Origin of the sequence: Burkholderia sp. 22PA0099 (genome assembly GCF_047497165.1) — a bacterium.
GTDB lineage: Bacteria > Pseudomonadota > Gammaproteobacteria > Burkholderiales > Burkholderiaceae > Burkholderia.
Map to the genome: position 1 here is coordinate 2,700,410 of NZ_CP163165.1, position 20,526 is coordinate 2,720,935.

20 protein-coding genes are annotated in these 20,526 nt (G+C 66.4%); 11 read left to right on the top strand and 9 right to left on the bottom strand.

Features of this window, described 5'->3' with window-relative positions:
* Position 1: 1 nt before the first annotated feature.
* Positions 2-706: a CoA transferase subunit A gene (locus tag AB4851_RS27420; protein WP_414449579.1), complete on the bottom strand. Its 705-nt coding sequence runs from the start codon at positions 704-706 to the stop codon at positions 2-4.
* Positions 707-926: 220 nt separating this feature from the next.
* On the opposite strand from AB4851_RS27420, the gene AB4851_RS27425 reads away from it, so the two are divergent.
* The gene (locus tag AB4851_RS27425) at positions 927-1,472 is read left to right on the top strand and encodes a LuxR C-terminal-related transcriptional regulator (RefSeq protein WP_414444930.1); all 546 of its coding nucleotides are present in this window, start codon (positions 927-929) and stop codon (positions 1,470-1,472) included.
* Positions 1,473-1,521: 49 nt separating this feature from the next.
* On the opposite strand, the gene AB4851_RS27430 is transcribed toward AB4851_RS27425, so the two are convergent.
* Positions 1,522-1,953 (bottom strand): acyl-CoA thioesterase, encoded by a 432-nt coding sequence (locus tag AB4851_RS27430; RefSeq protein ID WP_414449580.1) that lies wholly within the window; start codon positions 1,951-1,953, stop codon positions 1,522-1,524.
* Positions 1,954-1,980: 27 nt separating this feature from the next.
* Positions 1,981-2,757: an SDR family oxidoreductase gene (locus AB4851_RS27435; RefSeq protein ID WP_414444928.1), complete on the bottom strand. Its 777-nt coding sequence runs from the start codon at positions 2,755-2,757 to the stop codon at positions 1,981-1,983.
* Between the two features lie 170 nt (positions 2,758-2,927).
* Between AB4851_RS27435 and AB4851_RS27440 the strand changes: the two genes are divergently transcribed.
* Positions 2,928-4,601 carry an electron transfer flavoprotein-ubiquinone oxidoreductase gene (locus tag AB4851_RS27440; protein WP_414449581.1) on the top strand — a complete coding sequence of 558 codons (1,674 nt, stop codon included), beginning with the start codon at positions 2,928-2,930 and terminating at the stop codon, positions 4,599-4,601.
* A gap of 91 nt (positions 4,602-4,692) precedes the next feature.
* On the opposite strand, the gene aroC is transcribed toward AB4851_RS27440, so the two are convergent.
* The 3 genes from aroC to AB4851_RS27455 form a co-directional block, all read right to left on the bottom strand.
* Positions 4,693-5,793: a chorismate synthase gene (aroC, locus tag AB4851_RS27445; RefSeq protein WP_414449582.1), complete on the bottom strand. Its 1,101-nt coding sequence runs from the start codon at positions 5,791-5,793 to the stop codon at positions 4,693-4,695.
* A 105-nt stretch (positions 5,794-5,898) separates the two neighbouring features.
* On the bottom strand, positions 5,899-7,833 hold the full coding sequence (locus AB4851_RS27450; RefSeq protein WP_414449583.1) for an MFS transporter: 1,935 nt from the start codon (positions 7,831-7,833) through the stop codon (positions 5,899-5,901).
* Between the two features lie 166 nt (positions 7,834-7,999).
* The gene (locus tag AB4851_RS27455; RefSeq protein ID WP_414444924.1) at positions 8,000-8,470 is read right to left on the bottom strand and encodes a CBS domain-containing protein; all 471 of its coding nucleotides are present in this window, start codon (positions 8,468-8,470) and stop codon (positions 8,000-8,002) included.
* 202 nt (positions 8,471-8,672) lie between these two features.
* Here AB4851_RS27455 and AB4851_RS27460 point away from each other — a divergent pair, with 202 nt between their 5' ends.
* A complete protein-coding gene (locus AB4851_RS27460) occupies positions 8,673-8,993 on the top strand; it encodes an Mpo1-like protein (RefSeq protein WP_414449584.1) in 321 nt (106 codons plus the stop codon).
* 21 nt (positions 8,994-9,014) lie between these two features.
* Here the strand turns inward: AB4851_RS27460 and AB4851_RS27465 are convergent, their stop codons facing one another.
* On the bottom strand, positions 9,015-10,352 hold the full coding sequence (locus AB4851_RS27465; protein ID WP_414449585.1) for a YihY family inner membrane protein: 1,338 nt from the start codon (positions 10,350-10,352) through the stop codon (positions 9,015-9,017).
* Between the two features lie 81 nt (positions 10,353-10,433).
* On the opposite strand from AB4851_RS27465, the gene wrbA reads away from it, so the two are divergent.
* From wrbA to AB4851_RS27485, 4 genes are read left to right on the top strand one after another with little or no spacing between them, the layout of a single operon-like run.
* Positions 10,434-11,039, top strand: a complete 606-nt coding sequence (gene wrbA, locus AB4851_RS27470) for an NAD(P)H:quinone oxidoreductase (protein WP_414449586.1) — start codon at positions 10,434-10,436, stop codon at positions 11,037-11,039.
* The gene (locus tag AB4851_RS27475; protein ID WP_414449587.1) at positions 11,039-11,530 is read left to right on the top strand and encodes a DUF2069 domain-containing protein; all 492 of its coding nucleotides are present in this window, start codon (positions 11,039-11,041) and stop codon (positions 11,528-11,530) included. Before wrbA ends, AB4851_RS27475 begins: the two co-directional genes overlap by 1 nt.
* Positions 11,531-11,550: 20 nt before the next feature.
* On the top strand, positions 11,551-12,972 hold the full coding sequence (locus AB4851_RS27480) for an FAD-binding oxidoreductase (RefSeq protein ID WP_414449588.1): 1,422 nt from the start codon (positions 11,551-11,553) through the stop codon (positions 12,970-12,972).
* Between the two features lie 56 nt (positions 12,973-13,028).
* Positions 13,029-13,910 (top strand): metallophosphoesterase, encoded by an 882-nt coding sequence (locus tag AB4851_RS27485; protein ID WP_414451962.1) that lies wholly within the window; start codon positions 13,029-13,031, stop codon positions 13,908-13,910.
* Between the two features lie 170 nt (positions 13,911-14,080).
* Here AB4851_RS27485 and AB4851_RS27490 read toward each other — a convergent pair whose 3' ends face one another.
* Both AB4851_RS27490 and AB4851_RS27495 read right to left on the bottom strand, forming a co-directional pair.
* Positions 14,081-14,239, bottom strand: coding sequence for a hypothetical protein (locus tag AB4851_RS27490; RefSeq protein WP_414449589.1), 159 nt, complete (start codon positions 14,237-14,239; stop codon positions 14,081-14,083).
* A gap of 122 nt (positions 14,240-14,361) precedes the next feature.
* The gene (locus tag AB4851_RS27495) at positions 14,362-15,303 is read right to left on the bottom strand and encodes a LysR family transcriptional regulator (protein WP_414449590.1); all 942 of its coding nucleotides are present in this window, start codon (positions 15,301-15,303) and stop codon (positions 14,362-14,364) included.
* 236 nt (positions 15,304-15,539) lie between these two features.
* On the opposite strand from AB4851_RS27495, the gene AB4851_RS27500 reads away from it, so the two are divergent.
* The 4 genes from AB4851_RS27500 to AB4851_RS27515 are packed head-to-tail and all read left to right on the top strand — an operon-like array spanning position 15,540 to position 20,461.
* Entirely contained in the window at positions 15,540-17,099 is a 1,560-nt protein-coding gene (locus AB4851_RS27500; RefSeq protein WP_414449591.1) for an efflux transporter outer membrane subunit, read from the top strand.
* A gap of 11 nt (positions 17,100-17,110) precedes the next feature.
* Positions 17,111-19,318 (top strand): FUSC family protein, encoded by a 2,208-nt coding sequence (locus AB4851_RS27505; protein ID WP_414449592.1) that lies wholly within the window; start codon positions 17,111-17,113, stop codon positions 19,316-19,318.
* Positions 19,315-19,518 (top strand): DUF1656 domain-containing protein, encoded by a 204-nt coding sequence (locus AB4851_RS27510; RefSeq protein WP_206129043.1) that lies wholly within the window; start codon positions 19,315-19,317, stop codon positions 19,516-19,518. Before AB4851_RS27505 ends, AB4851_RS27510 begins: the two co-directional genes overlap by 4 nt.
* Positions 19,519-19,531: 13 nt before the next feature.
* A complete protein-coding gene (locus tag AB4851_RS27515; RefSeq protein WP_414449593.1) occupies positions 19,532-20,461 on the top strand; it encodes an efflux RND transporter periplasmic adaptor subunit in 930 nt (309 codons plus the stop codon).
* Positions 20,462-20,526 lie beyond the last annotated feature (65 nt).

Here is a 20,526-nt window from a genome sequence, read left to right on the forward strand (position 1 = left end):
GTCAGTCTCCTTTCGCGCGCACGACGCGTTGTTCGATACGTTTTTCCGGCGTCGCGTTCAGCACGAGACGCTGCACGAAGATGCCCGGCGTGTGGATGTGATCCGGATCGAGCTCGCCGTTCTCGACGATTTCCTCGACTTCCGCCACCGTGATGCGGCCGGCCATCGCGCACATCGGGTTGAAGTTGCGCGCGGTGCGGCGATAGATCAGGTTGCCCGACTTGTCGGCCTTCCAGGCCTTCACTAGCGCGACATCGGCCGTCAGCGACGGCTCCAGCACGTAGTGGTTCTCGCCGAACTGGCGCGTTTCCTTGCCTTCCGCGATCACGGTGCCGTAGCCGGTGTTGGTGAAGAACGCCGGGATGCCCGCGCCGCCGGCGCGCAGCTTCTCGGCCAGCGTGCCCTGCGGCGTGAATTCGAGCTCGAGTTCGCCCGACAGGTACTGGCGCTCGAATTCCTTGTTCTCGCCGACATACGACGAGATCATCTTCTTGATCTGCCGCGTTTCGAGCAACAGGCCGAGGCCGAAGCCATCCACGCCCGCGTTGTTGCTGATACAGGTGATGTTCTTGACGGCGGTGTCGCGCAGCGCGGCGATCAGCGCCTCGGGGATCCCGCACAGGCCGAAGCCGCCGACGGCATAGGCCTGCCCGTCCGCGACAATGCCCTCGAGCGCGGCAGCCGCGCTTGGGTAGATCTTGTTCATCTTTCTGTCCCTTCCTCTATGGAAACCAGTCGAACCGGTTCGCGACGCGTGTCGAACCTGCCGCGTCATTCTAGACACCCTCGGATGATCCCGCGTTGACAACGCGGCACTTCCGTCGAGTGATTTGCCGGAAAGGGTACGATGGGCAGCCGATACGGCACAATACGCAAAAATACATAAGCGTTCACCACCATGCGCGAACGCCCGACAACACCGCCCGATGCCCGAACTCGATTACCAGACTGCCTTCCACCTTGCGCCGATCGGCCTCGTGCTGTCGCGCGACCGCGTGATCGAGGATTGCAACGACGCACTCGCGGCGATGTTCCGCTGCCGCCGCACCGACCTGATCGGCCAGTCGTACCGCGTGCTCTATCCGTCGCCGGACGAATTCCAGCGAATCGGCGAGCGCATCACCCGGGTGATGAGTGCAACCGGCTGCTATGCGGACGAACGGATCATGAAGCGCGCCGACGGCGAGCTGTTCTGGTGCCATGTGACGGGCCGCGCGCTCGACCGCGCGGCGCCGCTCGCCGACGGCGTGTGGACCTTCGAGGATTTGAGCGCGACGCGGCGCGTGGCCGTGGAACTGACGCCGCGCGAGCGCGAGATCGCCGCGCAACTGGCCACCGGCAAGACCAGCAAGCAGATCGGCCGCGTGCTGGACATCAGTTCGCGCACGGTCGATATCTACCGCGCGCGGCTGATGCGCAAGTACGGCACGGCGAACACGGCCGAGCTGCTGCAGCGGCTGCTCGGCCAGTAGCGGCGCGGCGCGCGATTGCGCCGTGCAAGAGCCCGACGCGGCCTGCCGCTTACTCGACGCGCTGGCGCAGCGCCGCTTCGATCGTATCGCGCAGCAGTTCCGGCAATGGCGTGGATTTGCCGAGCGCGTAATCGACCCAGACGCAGCGCGCGTTCCCGCGCGCGTACAAGTGGCTCGGATCGTCTGCCCGGGCCAGCTCGAACCCGGTGTCGAAGCTGCTGCGCCCCGGCTTGGCGACGGTCATGCGTGCGATCACGTCGCCCGGATAGTGCAACTGCTTGAGGAACTCCATCGAGGCCGTGACGATCACCGGCCCCTGCCCTTCGCCGTTGCCGCCCGCAATGCCGAGCGCCTCGAACCACGAGATCCGCGCCTGCTCCATGTAGCGGAAATAGACCGTGTTGTTGACATGGCCGAACGCATCCATGTCGCCCCACCGGATCGGCATCGACATCTCGAAAACGGGAACGTATTCGCTCATTTCACTTTCTTCCAGCAGACCGCCGCTTCATGCGAGCCCGAACCCGTCGTCGGCCGAGATGATCGAGCCGTTGACGAATTGCGACTCGTCGGCCGCCAGCAGCAGGAGCAGGCCGTCGAGATCCTGCGGTTTGCCGACGCGCCGGCGCGGCAGCATCGACTGCAGCTTGCGGCCCTGCTCGGTTTCCCACAGGTCGTGATTGATTTCGGTATCGATGTAGCCGGGGCAGATCGCGTTGACGTTGATGCCGTGCCGGCCCCATTCGCTGGCCATCGCGCGCGTCATGTGCACCACGGAGGCCTTGCTCATCGAATACAGGCCGATCTGCGGAAACACCCGCAGGCCGGCCACCGAGGCGATATTGATGATGCGATACGGCGGTTTGCCGTGGCCGTTGCCGCGCATCATCATCCGTTTGGCCACTTCCTGCGCGACGAAAAACGCGCCGCGCGTGTTGGTGTCGAACACGAAGCCGAAATCCTCGGGCGTCACGTCGACCAGCTTCTGCATCGTCGATACACCGGAATTGTTGACCAGGATATCGATCGTGCCGGCTTCCGTTTCAGCGTGCGCCACCGCGGCGCGAATGCTCTGGTGATCGGTCACGTCGAGCGACACGACGTGCGCCGCGCCGCCGGCTGCCTCGATCTGCGCGCGCAGTTCCTTGAGGCGCTCGATACGACGGCTCGCCAGCACGACTTTCGCGCCGGCCTCCGAGAGCACCTGCGCGAAGCGTTGGCCCAGCCCGCTCGACGCGCCTGTCACCATCGCCACCTTGCCTTCCAGATTGATCGAACGACCCATCACAACTCCCTTGCTGGATAGCCCGGCATGCGGCTTGCTGCCGGGCAGGAACCTTATCATATAAATAGAACGATCGTGCTAATCTAGCCGCATTCTGTTGCGGCAACCGTTTTATTTGATCGACAATACGCTCCCAATTAAAAAGCATTCTAACGGTTAGAGGAACGCTCATGACCCCCACAAGCCTGATCGAGCAATACGGCCCCCGAGAGTCGATGGAATACGACGTCGTGATCGTCGGCGGCGGCCCGGCCGGCCTGTCGGCGGCCATCCGGCTGAAGCAGCTCGCGGCGGAAAAAGGCGGCGAAATCAACGTCTGCGTGCTCGAGAAGGGTTCGGAAATCGGCGCGCACATCCTGTCGGGCGCCGTGATGGACCCGCGCGCGATCGGCGAGCTATTCCCCGACTGGAAGGAAAAAGGCGCGCCGCTCAACGTGGAAGTGGCCGAAGACCGCTTCCTGTTCCTCAGCGAAACCGGCGCGAAGTCGGTGCCGAACTGGGCGCTGCCCGACAATTTCAAGAATCACGGCAACTACGTGATCAGCCTGGGCAACGTCACGCGCTGGCTCGGTCAGCAGGCTGAAGCGCTCGGCGTCGAGATCTTCCCGGGTTTCCCGGCCGCCGAAATCCTCTATCACGAAGAGGGTTCGGTGAAGGGCGTGGCTACCGGCAACCTCGGCATCGGCAAGGACGGCGAGCCCACCGAGAACTTCCAGCTCGGCATGGAGCTGCACGCCAAGTACACGCTGTTCGCCGAAGGCTGCCGCGGCAACCTGGGCCGCCAACTGATCGACAAGTTCCAGTTGAACGCGAACGCCGATCCGCAGGCCTACGGGATCGGCATCAAGGAGCTGTGGGAAATCGATCCGGCCAAGCACAAGCCGGGCCTCGTGATCCACACGGCCGGCTGGCCGCTCGCCTCGGACACCTACGGCGGTTCGTTCCTGTATCACATGGACAACAACCAGGTGGTGGTCGGTTTCGTGGTGGGCCTGGGCTACTCGAACCCGTATCTCTCACCGTTCGAGGAATTCCAGCGCTACAAGACTCACCCGGAAATCCGCAAGTTCCTGGAAGGCGGCAAGCGCGTGTCGTACGGCGCGCGCGCCATTACCGCGGGCGGGCTGGTATCGCTGCCGAAAACGGTGTTCCCGGGCGGCGCGCTGGTCGGCGACGACGCCGGCTTCCTGAACGCCTCGCGCATCAAGGGCAGCCACGCCGCGATCAAGACCGGCATGCTGGCCGCCGACGCCGCGTTCGAGGCCGTGCAGGCCGGCCGCGAGCGCGACGAGCTGACGGCCTATCCGGAAGCCTTCAAGCAGTCGTGGCTTTACACGGAGCTGTACAAGGCGCGCAACTTCAAGCAGTGGATGGCCAAGGGCCTGTATCTGGGCACGGTGATGGTCGGCATCGAGCAGAAGCTGCTGGGCGGCAACGTGCCGTGGACGCTCCATCACCAGCACGCCGACCACGAGATGCTGAAGCCGGCCTCGCAATGCACGCCGATCGCGTATCCGAAGCCGGACGGCAAGCTGACGTTCGATCGCCTGTCGTCGGTGTTCATCTCGAACACCAACCATGAAGAGAACCAACCGGCCCACCTGACGCTGAAGGACCCGAGCGTGCCGGTCAACGTGAACCTGCACACCTACGCCGGCCCGGAAGCGCGCTTCTGCCCGGCGGCCGTGTACGAGTTCCAGAAGAACGACGACGGCAGCGACCGCCTCGTGATCAACGCGCAGAACTGCGTCCACTGCAAGACCTGCGACATCAAGGATCCGACGCAGAACATCGTGTGGGTCACGCCGGAAGGCGGCGGCGGACCGAACTATCCGAACATGTAAGCGCTGCCGGCACCCCTGACGCCGGAAACGAAACAGGCCTCGCGAATCGAATCGCGAGGCCCGTTATTTTATGGAGGGACAATCGAGCAGCTTACGGCGCTTCCGGCGCGATCTTAGGCGTGGTGGTGTGAACGTCGCCGCACTGCGCACGATGACGCAGCGCGTGATCGATCAGCACCAGCGCCAGCATCGATTCGGCGATCGGCGTCGCGCGGATGCCGACGCACGGATCGTGGCGGCCGAAGGTTTCGACGACCGATTCCTCGCCCGCCTTCGTAATCGAGCGGCGCGGCGTGCGGATGCTCGAGGTCGGCTTGATGGCGATCGATACCGTCAGATCCTGGCCCGTCGAGATGCCGCCCAGAATGCCGCCCGCGTGATTGCCGACGAAGCCCTGCGGCGTGATTTCGTCGCCGTGCTCGGAGCCGCGCTGCGCGATGCTCGCGAAGCCGGCGCCGATCTCGACGCCCTTAACCGCGTTGATCGCCATCATCGCGTGGGCGATATCGGCATCGAGGCGATCGTAGAGCGGCTCGCCCCAGCCGACCGGCACGCCGGAGGCCACCACGTTGATGCGCGCGCCGATCGAATCGCCGTCCTTGCGCAGTGCATCCATGTAATCCTCGAGTTGCGGGACGATCTCGGCGTTCGGCGCGAAGAACGGGTTCTCGCGCACATGCGACCAGTCGACGAACGGCACGTCGATCGCGCCCAGCGCGCTCATGTAGCCACGCACCTCGATGCCGAAGCGCTCGCGCAGCCACTTCTTGGCCACCGCGCCGGCGCCGACGATCGGCGCGGTCAGGCGCGCCGACGAACGGCCGCCGCCGCGGTAATCGCGGATGCCGTATTTCTGCCAGTAGGTGTAATCGGCGTGACCGGGGCGGAAGGTTTCGACGATGTTGCCGTAATCCTTGCTGCGCTGATCGGTGTTGCGGATCAGCAGCCCGATCGGCGTGCCGGTGGTGCGCCCCTCGAAGATGCCCGAGAGAATTTCGACGGAGTCCGGCTCCTGGCGCTGCGTGACATGACGCGAGGTGCCGGGCTTGCGGCGGTCGAGTTCGAGCTGGATGTCGGCTTCGGTCAGTTCCATCCCCGGCGGGCAGCCGTCGATCACGCAGCCGATCGCGGGGCCGTGCGATTCGCCGAAGGTCGTGACAGTGAAGAGCTTGCCGAGGGTATTGCCGGACATGGGAGCCGTTCCAGGAGAAAGTCGGGGAAACCGCTATTATGCCAGCCGCCCCGCCTGTCGAGGGGGCGCGGCCCCGCCGACGCCCGATTGCACGCTATTCGCGCCCTATTTCCGCAAGCCGCGCAGTTCGGTCACCACCTTCTGCAACACGTCCGGCAAGGCCGCCGAGGACTCGATCGGCTCGCCGACCGCCAGCGTCAGGCGGCTCATCGCGCCCTTCTGCACCGGCCGAGGCCAGCGCGCATCGCTGTGCCGCGAGAACCAGCTGCCCCATAGCCCGCGCAGCGCCATCGGCACCACCGGCACGTCGGCGCGGCGCAGGATTTCGGTCACGCCGTGGTGGAACGTGTTGATCTCGCCGGTACGCGTGAGCTTGCCTTCCGGGAAGATGCAGACCAGATCGCCGTCCTTGAGCGCCGCTTCGCAGGCCGCATAGGCACGCTCCAGCATCTCGGGATTCTCGTGGCGCGGCGCGATCGGAATCGCCTTGGCATGGCGAAACGCCCAGCTCGCGAGCGGCGCGCGGAAGATCCGGTAATCCATCACGAAACGGATCGGGCGCGGGCTGGCGGCGGCGATCACGAGCGCATCCACATAGCTGACGTGATTGCAGACCAGCACCGCCCCCGTGTCCTCGGGAATCCGCTCGGCATGCACCAGGCGAATGCGATAGAACGTGTGCACCAGCACCCAGGCCACGAAGCGCAGCAGGAATTCCGGCACCAGCGAATAGATGTAGGCGGCCACCACCACGTTCAGCAGCCCCGTGACGAGGAACAGCCCCGGAATACCGACGCCCGCATGCGTCAGGCCCATCGCCATCAACGCCGACGCCACCATGAACAGCGAATTGAGGATGTTGTTCGCGGCGATGATGCGCGCGCGGTGGGTCGGCGCGCTGCGGCTCTGGATCAGCGCGTAGAGCGGCACGCTGTAGAAACCACCGAACATCGCGAGCAGGAACAGGTCGGCCAGCACGCGCCAGTGCGCCGGTTGCGCGAGGAATTCGCCGACGTTCAGCAAGTGCGTGTGCGCCGGCAGCACGTGGCTCGCGAAGTACAGGTCGATCGCGAACACGCTGATGCCGATCGAGCCGAGCGGCACCAGGCCGATCTCGACGCGGTTGCGCGAGAGCTTCTCGCACAGCATCGAACCCAGGCCGATCCCGATCGAGAACGTGGCCAGCAGCACGGTGACGACGTCGGGGTTGGCCGACATCACGTCCTTGGCGAACCCGAAGAACGATGTCAGGAACGTCGCGCCGACGAACCACAGCCACGAGATGCCGAGCAGGCTCAGGAACACGGTGCGGTTCTGGCCGGCCAGCTTCAGGTTGCGCCAGGTTTCCGACACCGGATTCCAGTTGATCTTCAGATCCGGCTGCGGCGCGGGCGTGACCGGCACGCCCGAGGCCACCAACCGTCCGATCACGGCGATCACCACGCAACTGACGGCCAGCAGCAGCTCGCCGCGCCCGTCGATGCCGGCCGCCGCGCCGCCGATGATGGTGCCGATCAGGATCGCGACGAAGGTACCCATCTCGACCAGCCCGTTGCCGCCCACCAGTTCCTTGTCGCTCAGATGCTGCGGCAGGTAGGAATACTTGACGGGGCCGAACAGCGTGGAGTGCATGCCCATCATGAACGTACACAGATACAGCAGCGAGGCGACATGGGTGACGAAGCCGGCCGCACCCACCAGCATCAGCGCGATCTCGAAGGTCTTGACGAAGCGCGTGAGGCGCGCCTTGTCGTATTTGTCGGCGATCTGGCCGGAGGTGGCCGAGAACAGCATGAACGGCAGGATGAACACGGCCGAAATCAGGAACGCGGCCGTCTTGGGATCGACACCGTTGAATTTCGTGCTCTGGTAGGTGATCAGCGAGGTGAAGCCGATCTTGAAGACGTTGTCGTTCAGCGCGCCGAAGAACTGCGTGGCGAAGAACGGGGCGAAGCGTCGCTGGCGAAGCAGGCCGAATTGCGACGAGTGCGAATGGCGTTCGTTGCGCCGCGTGGTGGTTGTCGTATTGGAATCGCTCATGCGCTCGGGGCGCGCGGCATCGACGCCGCACGCGGTCGGTGTGTCGGATCGAAAACGGCCGGCACGCGTTCGCGTACCGGCCGTGGGAAGATGCGCGGCCCGTCCTGCGCATCCGGTGTGACGGGCAGCCGGCCTTGGCAGACTGCCTTGATTCGGTGAGCCCGGATCAGTTCGCCGCGGGTGCTTGATGCACTTCGCCGTCCGGCTCGGGCGGCCAATCGCGGATATACGCCTTCAGCATGCGATTTTCGAAACTCTGCGCCTCGACCACCGTTTTCGCGACGTCGTAGAACGAAATCACGCCCATCAGCACGCGCTTCTCGAGCACCGGCATGTAGCGCGCATGGCGCTCGAGCATCATCCGGCGCACTTCGTTGACGTCCGTTTCCGGCGTGCAGGTGAGCGGATCGTCCATGACCTTGCGGACCTGGACATCGCCGATCGCGCCGCCATTGGCCTTCAGGCGCAGGATGATCTCGCGGAACGTCAGGATTCCGACCAGATCGCCGTACTCCATCACGACGAGCGAACCGATATCGCGCTCCGCCATCGTATCGACTGCCTCGCGCAGCGGCATATCAGGCGTCACGGTGTACAGCGTGTTGCCCTTGACTTTCAGAATATCGCTGACGCGCATTCTTGCCCCCAAAACTGGATGGTACATAACCGGTTTTCGATCCTATCGGAAACCCCATCAAAAGGAAAGCGCGAGGCCCGCCCGGCAAGCCCCTACGGCAGGTGCCGGGGGGCGGTCCAGCCTGGCGGTTGCGGCCTGCCGCCGCGAGCCGCACAATGGCCGCCATGACGAGACGGGCATGCCGCCCGCCCGGGAGACAGCCATGACGCGCACCGCCCAAGGCGAGGATTTCGCAAATTTCGCCCAGTTCTACCCGTTCTATCTCGGCGAGCACAGCAACCGCGTGTCGCGGCGGCTGCATTTCGCCGGCAGCCTCGGCGTGATCGGCTGCCTCGCGATGGCGATCGCCACCGGCCATTGGGGCTGGCTGCCGGCCGCCATCGTGTGCGGTTACGGGTTCGCCTGGGTCGGCCACTTCTTCTTCGAAAAGAACCGCCCGGCCACGTTTCGGCATCCGGTCTACAGCCTGATGGGCGATTGGGTGATGTTCAAGGACATCTGCATCGGGCGGGTGCGGCTGTAAGGCAGCCGCGGATCGGGGCGTTCAGGCCGTTTCAGGCGGCGGTGCGGCGGTCTTGCCGGCACTCGGTTCGCCGCCTGTGCCATTGGTTTCGCCCGCTTCGTCGGCTTGCGTCACGTCCCGCCGGGTCAGCAGGTCGGCCAGCGTCGCGCCGAGCGGCTCGCCCGTCAGCGCCGCGATCAGGCGCGTGCCGTCGATCGCCGCGCGGCCGCGCTGGGCCTGATAGAGCAGCTCGTCGCGATCGACCACGAACGCGTCGAACAGTTGGGAAACCGTCAGTTTCTCCCGGTTGGCCAGCAGGATGTAGCGCGACGCCGCACTGTTCCCGCCCTCCAGCCGCGCGACCCACTCGCGATCCTCCATCGCCGACAGCAACCGCTGCGCCGTTTCCATGCCGCAGCGCACCATCACCGCCAGCCGCGCCGCCGAATGGCCCGGTTTTCCGGCATCCTGGGCATCGGCCAGACGCGCCAGCAGCGCGACGGCATCGAGCAGATCGCTGCCCGGATAGTCGACCCGGTGGAACTGGCCGATGCGGATCACCGGCAGCGCCGAGGTCAGCATCGCCCCGGCCAAGGTGATCAGCCAGCTCAGATACATCCATAGCAGGAACAGCGGCACCGCCGCAAACGCACCATACACGGCCGTGTAGGTCGGAATCCGCCGCACGTAGTAACCGAAGCCGCGCTTGGCCAGCTCGAAGGCGATCGCCGCGCAGATCCCGCCCACCACGGCATCGCGCCAGGCCACCGTGCAATTCGGCAAAAAGACATAGAGCAGCGTGAAGGCCAGCACCGTCAGCGGCAGCGACGCGATCGTCAACAGCCATTCGAACGAGTTGACCGAATCCGGCGCGCCCGCAAAGGCCAGCGACTTGGTAAACAAATAGGACGAGATCGACAGGCTCACGCCGAACAGCAGCGGGCCGAGCGTGATGATGGCCCAGTACGCCAGCACGCGCTGCGCGAACGGCCGCGACTTGCGCACGCGCCAGATCACGTTGAACGCCGATTCCACCGTCATCATCGTCATCACGGCCGTGACCACCAGCACGATCAGGCCGGCCGTGGTCAGCCCCTTGGCCTTGGCGGAGAACTGATTCAGGTACTTGAAGATCTGGCTGTTGAACTGCGCCGGCATCAGGTGATCGGCGAGAAAGCCCTGCAGCGACGACTGGAACGACGAGAAGATCGGGAACGCCGTGAACAGCGCGAACGCCACCGTTACAAGCGGCACCAGCGCGAGGATCGTGGTGAACGTCAGGCTGCCCGCGACCTGCGGGATGCGATCTTCCGCGCCACGGCGGGCGGCGAAGCGCGCGAGACGCTTGATGGTGTCGAGATCCACACTCAACTTCGGCAACGGCTTTCTCCTTCGGACGGCCTGCTCCGCCGGCTTCGCCGCGGTCGCACCCCCTATAATAGCCGCTCACTCAAGGGACCTATGAAAGACATCCTGGTGCTCTATTACAGCCGCCACGGCGCCACGCGCGATCTTGCACTGGCGATCGCGGCCGGCGTCGATGCCGTACCCGGCATGCAGGCCCGCATCCGCACCGTGCCACCGGTTTCCACCGTCTGCGAATCCAGCGAACCCGATATCCCGTCCGACGGCCCGCCCTACGCCGAACTGCGCGACCTCGAGGAATGCACGGGCCTCGCGCTCGGCTCCCCCACCCGCTTCGGCAACATGGCCGCGCCGCTCAAGTATTTCCTCGACGGCACCACGCCGCAGTGGCTCGCCGGCGCGCTGGCGGGCAAGCCCGGCTGCGTGTTCACGTCGACCGGCAGCCTGCACGGCGGCCAGGAATCCACCCTGTTGTCGATGATGCTGCCGCTTTTGCACCACGGCATGCTAATCGTCGGCATCCCGTTTACCGAGAGCGCACTGAGCACCACCGACGGCGGCGGCACGCCATACGGTGCGTCGCATCACGCACACGGCGGCCAGCCGGGCACGCGCCACGGCATCTCGGCCGACGAGAAGGCGCTGGCCGTGGCGCTCGGCACCCGTCTCGCGCGCGCCGCCGCGAAGCTCGACGCCGCCTGATGGACACCCCGCGCGCCGCGCCGCCCGCCGGCCGCTCCGCCTTCGCGCTCGCCGCGGCCGGCTGTCTGGCCGCGCTGATCGTGCTGTCGGTGGCGTGGGAAGTCTGGCTCGCACCGCTGCGCCCCGGCGGTTCGGCGCTGATGCTGAAGGCCGTGCCGCTCGCGCTGATGCTGCCGGGCGTGTGGCGGCGGCGCCTCTATACGCTGCAATGGGCGTCGATGCTGATCCTGCTGTACCTTGCCGAGGGCGTGGTGCGCGGCATGACCGATCGCGGGCTGTCGGCTCGGCTGGGTTGGGTCGAATGCGTGCTGGCGCTCGGCTTTTTCGTGGCGACGATTGCGTATGTGGCGCCGTTCAAGCGTGCCGCCAAACTGGCTGCCCGGCAGATCGGCACGGCCTCCGGCGCAGCCCGAGCCGAACCGGCCGACAATGAGGCCCATGCCGCGCGGCGCCCGCGGCCGTCGAAACGCCCGCCGCGCCGCCCCTCCTGACCGAATTCGAGACACTCGCGATGACCACCTCCCCCGCCTTCCTCGATGCCTGCCGCGCCGCGATCGGCGCCGACCATGTGCTGACCGATGCGCAGGACACCGCGCCGTTCGTCACCGATTGGCGCAAGCGCTACCACGGCGCGACCTGCGCGGTGCTGCGTCCCGGCACCACGGAAGAAGTGGCGGCGGTCGTGAAGCTGGCCGTCGAACACCGTGTCGCGCTGGTGCCGCAAGGCGGCAACACGGGCCTTGCCGGCGGCGCCACGCCCGACGACAGCGGCTCGCAGGCCGTGCTCAGCGTGGCACGATTGAATCGCGTCCGCGAACTCGACGCGCACAACAACACCATCACCGTCGAAGCCGGCGTGATCCTGGCCGACGTGCAGGCACGCGCGCAGGAAGCCGGCCGCCTGTTCGCGCTGAGCCTGGCCGCCGAGGGCAGTTGCACGATCGGCGGCAACCTGTCGACCAACGCCGGCGGCACCGCCGTGCTGCGCTACGGCAACACGCGCGAGCTGTGCCTCGGCCTCGAGGTCGTCACGCCGCAGGGCGAGATCTGGAACGGCCTGCGCGGCCTGCGCAAGGACAACACCGGCTATGATCTGCGCGACCTGTTCATCGGTGCCGAGGGCACGCTCGGCATCATCACGGCAGCCGTCATGAAGCTGCATCCGCGCCCGGCCGCGCAGGTCACCGCGCTCGCCGCGCTCGAATCGCCGCATGCCGCGCTCGACTTCCTCGCGCTGGCACAGCGCGCGGCCGGCCCGCTGCTGACCGGTTTCGAGCTGATGTCCGATTTCTGCATGCGGCTGGTCGGCAAGCACTATCCGCAGTTGCGTTACCCGTTCGCGACGCCGCACGCGCAAACCGTGCTGCTCGAACTGTCCGACAACGAGAGCGAGGATCACGCCCGCGCGCTGTTCGAGGCGATGATGGCCGAAGCGTTCGATGCCGGCCTCGTGGTGGACGCCGTGGTGGCCGAAAACCTCGCGCAGTCGCGCGCGTTCTGGGATCTGCGCGAACATATCTCGCTCGCGCAGTCCGACGAAGGCCTCAACGTCAAGCACGACATCGCCGTGCCGATCTCGTCGATCGCGCGCTTCATCGACGAAACCGACGCCGCCATTCAGCAGGTCGCGCCCGGCGCGCGCATGGTGACGTTCGGCCATCTCGGCGACGGCAACCTGCACTACAACGTGCAGACGCCCGAGGGCGGCGACGCCCGCGCCTTCCTCGCCGAATTCCAGGCACCGATCAACCGTGTCGTGTACGACAACGTGCACCGCCATCACGGCACCATCAGCGCCGAACACGGCATCGGGCAACTGAAGATCGACGATGCGCAGCGCTACAAGTCGCCGGTGGAAATCGGGTTGATGAAGACGCTGAAGCAGGCGTTCGATCCGCTCGGGTTGATGAATCCGGGGAAGGTGTTGCGGTAAGCCGGCCAACGCGGCCTCTCACACAGAACGTCCCCCAAGCAGGAGCTTTCATGTCGATCCGCGTGCGCGTGCTGTCCGACCTGCATCTCGAAGGCAACATGCCGGAAGCGATTCCCGGCGCCGCCGCCGATCTCGTCGTGCTGGCCGGCGACATCCACAATCACGCCGAGGGCCTGCGCTGGGCGGCCGAGAACTTCGATCCTGACGTGCCGGTGATCTATGTGCCCGGCAATCACGAGTATTACGACGGCGCGTTCGGTGCGCTCGAAGCCGCGATGCGCGACACGGCCCGCGCGCTCGACAACGTCCATTACCTGAACGGCGATGCCTACGTTTCGCCGGACGGCCGCTTTCGCGTGCTCGGCACGACGCTCTGGACCGATTTCGCGCTGTTCGGCAGCGACGAGGACACGCTCACCAATGCAATGACGGCCTGCGCCCGCACGATGTTCGATTTCAACGGTGTGATTCAAGTGGATTGGGCCGCGGCCGGCGATACGGAACGCGGCGGCAGCCCAGGCCCCGGCGAATCGCGCGCCCTGACGCCGGCCGACACGTTGGCCCTGCATCGCGGCGCGCGCGCGTGGCTCGAAGCCGAGCTGGCCAAGCCGTGGCCGGGGCAGACGATCGTGGTGACGCATCACGCACCGCATCGCGCGAGCCTGGCCGAGCGCTACGCGAACGAGATCGTCTCGGCCGGTTTCATCAGCGACCTGACACCCCTGGTGGCGCCGCCGGCTGCACTGTGGATCCACGGCCACACGCATACCTCGTTCGACTACGAGACGGCGGCCGGTACGCGCGTGGTCTGCAACCCGCGAGGCTACATTCGACGGAAAACGGGTGAACGCGAAAATCCCGCGTTCGCATGGGACAAGGTGGTGACACTGCCAAACGCCACGCACACCACACACGCCACTTCGGTGGAACAGCTGTAACGCGCCGTAAACGACAACGGGCGTGCGACAAGCACGCCCGTGTTGCGATCGAGTGGAAACGATCGCGTAAAATCGTCACGCCGGTAGCAATCGGTAACAACTGCCCGCTGCCTACCCACGAAAATGCCACGAAAAAGCCGGCGTTCATGCCGCCGGCTTACCAACCCGATTCAATACCGCGAAGCGCTCCGCGCCTGCGTGTCGTCCGGGCGCCGAACCCGCACCGGTACCAGTTGGCGCTGCTTCGCGCGCAGCAGGTCCCGTGCACCCACGATACCCATCCAGCCGGTCACGGCCGCGAGACCCAACATCACCCAGTGCGCGCTCATCGATTTTCTCCGTCAGTCAGTCCGACATCCAATGACTCAACAGTAGCAAACCCTGCGCGTTTCAAGCGTAAAAAAATGTTGCGAGACCGAAAAGAAGTGTGAGCGCCCAACGATTCGACGCATCAGGTCTCGCGCGTGAATAGCTTGAGCGCCGTCATGTCGGCCTCGAGCGTGGCCGGCAACGATTCGCGCATGAAATCGACCCAGGTGCGGATCTTCGCGTCGAGATACTGGCGCGACGGGTACAACGCGTAAATGTTCATCACGTGCGAGCGGTACTCGGGCATCACACGCACGAAATCGCCGTTGCGCAGGCCGGTAATGGCGGTATAGAGCGGCAGCACGCCGATCCCCATCCCCTCGCGGATCGCCACCGACAAGGCTTCGGCCACGTTGACCCGGAACGGCGGCGACGCCACCGGCAGGCTTTTTTCGCCATCCGGCCCGACCAGCGTCCATTCGTCCCACTGGAAACCGGGCGCGACCATCCCGAGGCAGGTATGCGCGTCGAGATCCTGCGGCACCCGCGGCACGCCGTGCCGTTCGAGATAGTCGCTCGATGCGCAGGCCACGCTGAAGGTTTCGCCGAGACGCTGCGAGACCAGGCCCGAATCAGGCAGGTTGCGGTCGATCACGATCGACACGTCGAACCCTTCGTCGAGCAGGTCGGGCAGGCGCTGCGCGAGCGTCAGATCCACCTGCACCTCGGGATAGCGCTGCCGGTAGCGCGCGATCATCGGCACCGCGTAATGCTGGCCGAGGCTCGTCATGCAATGCACCTTGAGCTTGCCGGACGGGCGCGCGTGGGCGTCGCTGGCCTCGGCTTCGGCCTGATCGACATAGGCCAGGATCTGCTCGCAACGCTGCAGATAACGCTCGCCGGCCTCGGTCAGCGCGATCCGCCGTGTGGTGCGGTTCAACAGCCGCGTGCGCAGATGCGACTCCAGATCCGACACCGCGCGCGATGCATAGGCGGTGGTCGAATTGAGCTGCTGGGCGGCCGCAGTAAAACTACCCGCATCGACCACGCGGACGAACACACGCATGTTCTGAAGCGTATCCATACTGATTCCCCCTTGATTGCGGGCAGATTGTTGCACAAAGCCCCGGCAATATTATCTCGGATTTCGTAAAAATGCCTTGCGCCCTTACGGGCTTATCTACCAATAACTGAAAAAATATAATCGCTTCCCAGTCATCTATATCAGAACGGGAGAAAATCGTGCAGTCTCGGGCAACAAGAGGGACGCTTGCACTCGCGGTTCTTGCAATCTCAATAACAATGGCCGGATGCGCAAGCATGGGCAATGTTGCACCGCAATCGAAGCGCGTCGATCCGTCCGCGCTCGATGCCGGATCGGCGATCCGGGCGGCGAACCGCGATGCAGGCTGGCCCAGCGCCGATTGGTGGCGCGCTTACGGCGATCCGCAACTGGACGGCTGGATCACCGCCGCGCAGGCCGGCAATCCGTCGCTGGCGGCGGCCCAGGCGCGCGTGCGCCAGGCGCAGGCCGCCGCGCGCGTTGCCCATGCGGATGAATTGCCGCAGCTCGACGGCCGGCTGTCGCTCGAACGCGAGCACTGGCCCGACGACTACTTCTACGGCCCCGGCACGCTCTCGAACAGCAACACCTGGAACAACACCGGCACGCTGAACCTGTCCTATCACCTCGATCTTTGGGGCAAGGACAAGAACAACGCCGAGCGTGCGCTCGATGCAGCACGCGCACAAGCGGCCGACGAACGCACCGCGCGCCTCGAACTCGAGGTCAACGTGGTGCGCACCTATATCGATTTCGCGAAGAATTTCGCGCTGCTCGATATCGCCCATCAAGCCTACGACCGCCAGCACGAACTCGTCGAGCTGGCGCAGAAGCGGCTGCGCGCCGGCATCGGCACGCAGCTCGAACTGAGCCAGGCCGAATCGCCGCTGCCCGACTATTCCCGCCAGATCGACAGCTACGAGGAAGCGGTGCAACTCGGCCGCCATCAATTGGCGGCGCTGGCCGGCAAGGGCCCCGGCGCGGCCGAGGCGCTCACGCGCCCGGCGCTGTCGCTGGAAACGCCGGCCAGCTTGCCTTCGGCGCTGCCCGCCGAGCTGATCGGCCGCCGCCCCGACGTGGTGGCCGCGCGCTGGATGGTCGACGCGCAGGCACGCGGCATCGACGTGGCCAAGGCGCAGTTCTACCCGAACGTCGACCTGATGGCCTCGCTCGGCGGCTTCGGCGTGGGTTCGGCGCTCACCGGCTTCCTGCGTTCGATGAACGGCGGCTGGACGGCCGGCCCGGCGATCACGCTGCCGATCTTCGAGGGCGGCCGACTGCGCGCGCAACTCGGTGGAGCCGCGGCCGGCTACGACGAGGCCGTCGAACACTACAACCAGACGCTGGTGTCGGCGCTCAAGGACATCGCCGACAACGTGGTGCGAATCCGCTCGCTCGACACGCAGCGCAAGGACGCCGCGCGCTCGGTGTCGCTGACGCGGCGCAGCTTCGATCTCTCGCATCAAGGCTTCAAGCGCGGCCTGACCGACTACGTGAACGTGCTCGTCTCGCAGTCGCAACTGCTGCGCGCGCAGGAAAGCCAGACGCGCGTCGAAGCGGAACGGCTGGCTGCCCATGCGTCGCTGATGGCCGCGCTCGGCGGCGGGCTCGACACGCCGGAAAACGGGCCGCACGATGCCGACACGCCGAAGGCCGCAGCGGCCACCGCGCCGCTCGCAGCAGCGGGCGGCCCTGCCGCCACGGCACCCGGCAAACCGGCCGACGCCGGCACCGCCGCCAACCCGGCACCGGCCCGCGCCGCCATGGCCCGCCCGACCACCGCCCCCCGCAGCGCCACCGCGCCTGCGGCCGACTGAGGGCGCCGACCATGTCCGCCTCCCCGTCCTCCCCCACCGCCACGCCGCCCGGCCGCCACCCGTTCGCGGCGCTCGCCGCCGCGTTCGCCGACTGGGCACGCACCGACGGCAACGCCTGGCTCTACCTCGTCAAGGCGCTGACGGCCGCGTTCCTCGCGATCGGCGTGTCGATGGTGCTCGACCTGCCCGCGCCGAAAACGGCCATGACCACCGTATTCATCGTCATGCAGCCGCAAAGCGGCGCGGTGCTGGCCAAGAGCTTCTACCGCCTGACGGGCACCTTCGTGGGCCTGGTGGCCACACTGACCTTCGTCGCGCTGTTCCCGCAGCAGCCCTGGCTGTTCCTGAGCGCCGTGTCGCTGTGGGTGGCGATCTGCAACGCAGGCGCCGCGCGCAACCGCAACTTCCGCAGCTACGGCTTCCTGCTGGCCGGCTACACGGCCGCGCTGATCGGCCTGCCCGCCTCGCAGCAGCCCGACACGGCGTTCATGACGGCGCTCACACGGGTGGCCGAAATCGTCGTGGCGATCGTCTCGGCCGGGCTGGTCAGCGCGTTGCTGTTCCCGCGCTACACGGGCCAGCAGATGCGCACCACGGTGCGTCGCCGTTTCTCGTCGTTCGTCGATTACGTGACGTCGGCGCTGTCGGGCAAGCTCGACCGCGCACAAATCGAGAAGGTGCACACGAATTTCGTGGCCGACGTGATCGGTTTCGAATCGGCGCGCAGCATGGCCGTGTTCGAGAATCACGAATCGCGCAAGCGCAACGGGCGGCTCACGCGCCTGAACAGCGAGTTCATGACCGCATCGAGCCGCTTTCACGCGCTGCATCAGTTGATGAACCGGCTGCGCGCCGCGCATGACACGGCCGTGATCGCCGCGATCGAGCCGTACTTCCGCGAGATCGCGCCGCTGCTCGAACCGGACGGCCGGCCGGTGCTCACCGCCGCCGAAGCCACGCGCGTGACCGAGCCGCTGCTGGCCTATCGCGACGCACTGCCGCAGCGGCTGCGCGCCACCCGTGCCGAGCTCGAACGGCAGCCCGATTTCCCGCTGCTCGATTTCGACACGGCCGCCGAGTTGCTCTACCGCTTCATCAGCGACGTGCACGCCTACGCCGCCACCTACGGGTCGCTCGCCAGCGAGACGCACGAACGCGAGCGCTGGATCGAACATTTCGAACCGAAGACCAACCTGACCGCCGCGTTGATCGCGGGCCTGCGCACCGGCGTCGTGATGATGCTGCTGGGCTGGTTCTGGATCCACAGCACCTGGCCGAGCGGCGTGATGCTGGTGCTGAACTCGGCGGCCGTCTGCGCGCTGGCCTCGTCGTCGCCGCGCCCGAGCACCACCGCCGTGCAGATGGCCATGGGCGCCTCGCTCGGCGTGGCGATGGGCTCGCTGCTGATGTTCGTGATCTACCCGCGCATCGACGGCTTCGTGATGCTCTGCGTCGCGCTCGCACCGCTGCTGTCGATCGGCATCTGGCTGACGATGAAGCCCAAAACCGGCGCGCACGGCATGGGCTACCTGATCTTCTTCAGCTTCCTGGCCGGCCCCGACAACATCACGCGCTACGACCCGACCGACTTCATCAACAACGGCATGGCGATCGTGCTGGCCATGGTGGTGGTGGCGATCGCGTTCGGGGTGCTGATGCCGCCCACCGCGCCCTGGCTCAAGCGCCACCTGCTCGCCGACCTGCGCCGGCAGGTCGTGCAGGCCTGCGAGGGCCGTCTGACCGGGCTGCGCACCCGCTTCGAGAGCGGCGCGCGCGACCTGATGTTCCAGGCGCACACGCTGTCGGCCGACCAGCCGGGCGTGCAGCGCGACGCGCTGCGCTGGATGTTCGCGGTGCTCGAAACCGGCAACGCGATCATCGACCTGCGCCACGAACTGAAGGGCCTGCCCGACGATCCGCGCTACGCGGCCTCGATGCCGTGGCGCGTCGCGATCCGCGCCATGCGCCGCAAGGTCTGCGCGCTGTTCGCCGGGCCGAAGCCGGCGCGCTTCGACGCCGCGCTGGCCGCGACGATCGACGCCATCGCGGCCACCCACCAGGCGCTCGACACGTTCGCGCCGCCGGCCGAGGAACGCCAGCGCCTGCAACGCATCCTCAGTCACCTGCATCTCGTGCGCACCGCGCTGCTCGATCGTGACTCGCCGCTCGCGGCGCTCGACGGCAACGCCGCGCCGCCTACTCCGGGAGCCCCATCATGATGCCGCGTGAAATCGCCGTATTCGATGCGTACATGCCGACCGTCGTGCTGTTGTTCGTGCTCGGCGCCATCCTGACCTGGGCGCTGGACCGGGTGCTGGCCGCCACCGGCCTGTACCGGCTGGTCTGGCATCCCTCGCTGTTCCGCGCCAGCCTGCTTGTCTGCATCTGCGGCGGCCTGAGCCTCGCCGTCTACCGTTGAAATGAATCGAACCATGCTCCTCAAAAAACTTTTCGGCTTCGTCGCGACAGCCGTGATCCTCGTCGTCGCGATCCTGATCGGACACCGGCTGTGGGTCCATTACATGGACGAGCCGTGGACCCGCGACGGCCGGGTGCGCGCCGAAATCGTCAACGTCGCGCCGGACGTGTCGGGCGCCGTGGTCGAGCTGCCGGTGCGCGACAACCAGTTCGTGCACAAGGGCGACCTGATCATGCAGATCGATCCGTCGCATTACGAGATCGCCGTCGAGCAGGCCAAGGCCGCCGTGGCCGCGCGCCAGTCCGAGTTGCAGATGAAGCGTGCGGACGCCGCGCGCCGCGCCGATCTCGACGCCGCCGTGGTGTCGAAGGAAAACCGCGAGAACGCCGCGCAAACCGCCTCGGGCGCCGCCGCCCAGCTCCAGCAGGCCAACGCCGCGCTCGACGCCGCCAAGCTGAACCTCGAACGCACGCGGGTGATCGCGCCGGTGGACGGCTACATCACCAACCTGAACGTGTTCAAGGGCGACTACGCGACAGCCGGCAACGCCAAGCTCGCGATCATCGACAGCCATTCGTTCTGGGTCTACGGCTACTTCGAGGAAACCAAGCTGCCGCGTGTGAAGCTCGGCGCGAAGGCCGAGATGCGGCTGATGAGCGGCGGCGTGCTGAAGGGCCATGTCGACAGCTTCGCGCGCGGCATCTACGACCGCGACAACCCGCAAAGCCGCGACCTGGTGGCCGATGTCAATCCGACCTTCAACTGGGTGCGCCTCGCGCAGCGCGTGCCGGTGCGCATCCATATCGACGAAGTGCCGGACGGCGTGGTGCTGTCGGCCGGCACCACCTGCACGGTGATCGTCGACGAGGGCAAGCCGCAGGCAGGCGCGGACCACAAGACGCCGGCACCCGCCACGCCCGCGCCCGCGCCCGCGCATTCCTGATCCGCGCCGCCCCCGGCGGCCATGAAAAAACCCCGCGATGCCTGACGCATCGCGGGGTTTTCGTT

Coding starts and splice junctions, on each gene's coding strand:
- AB4851_RS27420 (WP_414449579.1), bottom strand. CDS start 706: ATGAACAAGATCTACCCAAGCGCGGCTGCCGCGCTCGAGGGCATTGTC.
- AB4851_RS27425 (WP_414444930.1), top strand. CDS start 927: ATGCCCGAACTCGATTACCAGACTGCCTTCCACCTTGCGCCGATCGGC.
- AB4851_RS27430 (WP_414449580.1), bottom strand. CDS start 1,953: ATGAGCGAATACGTTCCCGTTTTCGAGATGTCGATGCCGATCCGGTGG.
- AB4851_RS27435 (WP_414444928.1), bottom strand. CDS start 2,757: ATGGGTCGTTCGATCAATCTGGAAGGCAAGGTGGCGATGGTGACAGGC.
- AB4851_RS27440 (WP_414449581.1), top strand. CDS start 2,928: ATGACCCCCACAAGCCTGATCGAGCAATACGGCCCCCGAGAGTCGATG.
- aroC (WP_414449582.1), bottom strand. CDS start 5,793: ATGTCCGGCAATACCCTCGGCAAGCTCTTCACTGTCACGACCTTCGGC.
- AB4851_RS27450 (WP_414449583.1), bottom strand. CDS start 7,833: ATGAGCGATTCCAATACGACAACCACCACGCGGCGCAACGAACGCCAT.
- AB4851_RS27455 (WP_414444924.1), bottom strand. CDS start 8,470: ATGCGCGTCAGCGATATTCTGAAAGTCAAGGGCAACACGCTGTACACC.
- AB4851_RS27460 (WP_414449584.1), top strand. CDS start 8,673: ATGACGCGCACCGCCCAAGGCGAGGATTTCGCAAATTTCGCCCAGTTC.
- wrbA (WP_414449586.1), top strand. CDS start 10,434: ATGAAAGACATCCTGGTGCTCTATTACAGCCGCCACGGCGCCACGCGC.
- AB4851_RS27475 (WP_414449587.1), top strand. CDS start 11,039: ATGGACACCCCGCGCGCCGCGCCGCCCGCCGGCCGCTCCGCCTTCGCG.
- AB4851_RS27480 (WP_414449588.1), top strand. CDS start 11,551: ATGACCACCTCCCCCGCCTTCCTCGATGCCTGCCGCGCCGCGATCGGC.
- AB4851_RS27490 (WP_414449589.1), bottom strand. CDS start 14,239: ATGAGCGCGCACTGGGTGATGTTGGGTCTCGCGGCCGTGACCGGCTGG.
- AB4851_RS27495 (WP_414449590.1), bottom strand. CDS start 15,303: ATGGATACGCTTCAGAACATGCGTGTGTTCGTCCGCGTGGTCGATGCG.
- AB4851_RS27500 (WP_414449591.1), top strand. CDS start 15,540: ATGGGCAATGTTGCACCGCAATCGAAGCGCGTCGATCCGTCCGCGCTC.
- AB4851_RS27505 (WP_414449592.1), top strand. CDS start 17,111: ATGTCCGCCTCCCCGTCCTCCCCCACCGCCACGCCGCCCGGCCGCCAC.
- AB4851_RS27510 (WP_206129043.1), top strand. CDS start 19,315: ATGATGCCGCGTGAAATCGCCGTATTCGATGCGTACATGCCGACCGTC.
- AB4851_RS27515 (WP_414449593.1), top strand. CDS start 19,532: ATGCTCCTCAAAAAACTTTTCGGCTTCGTCGCGACAGCCGTGATCCTC.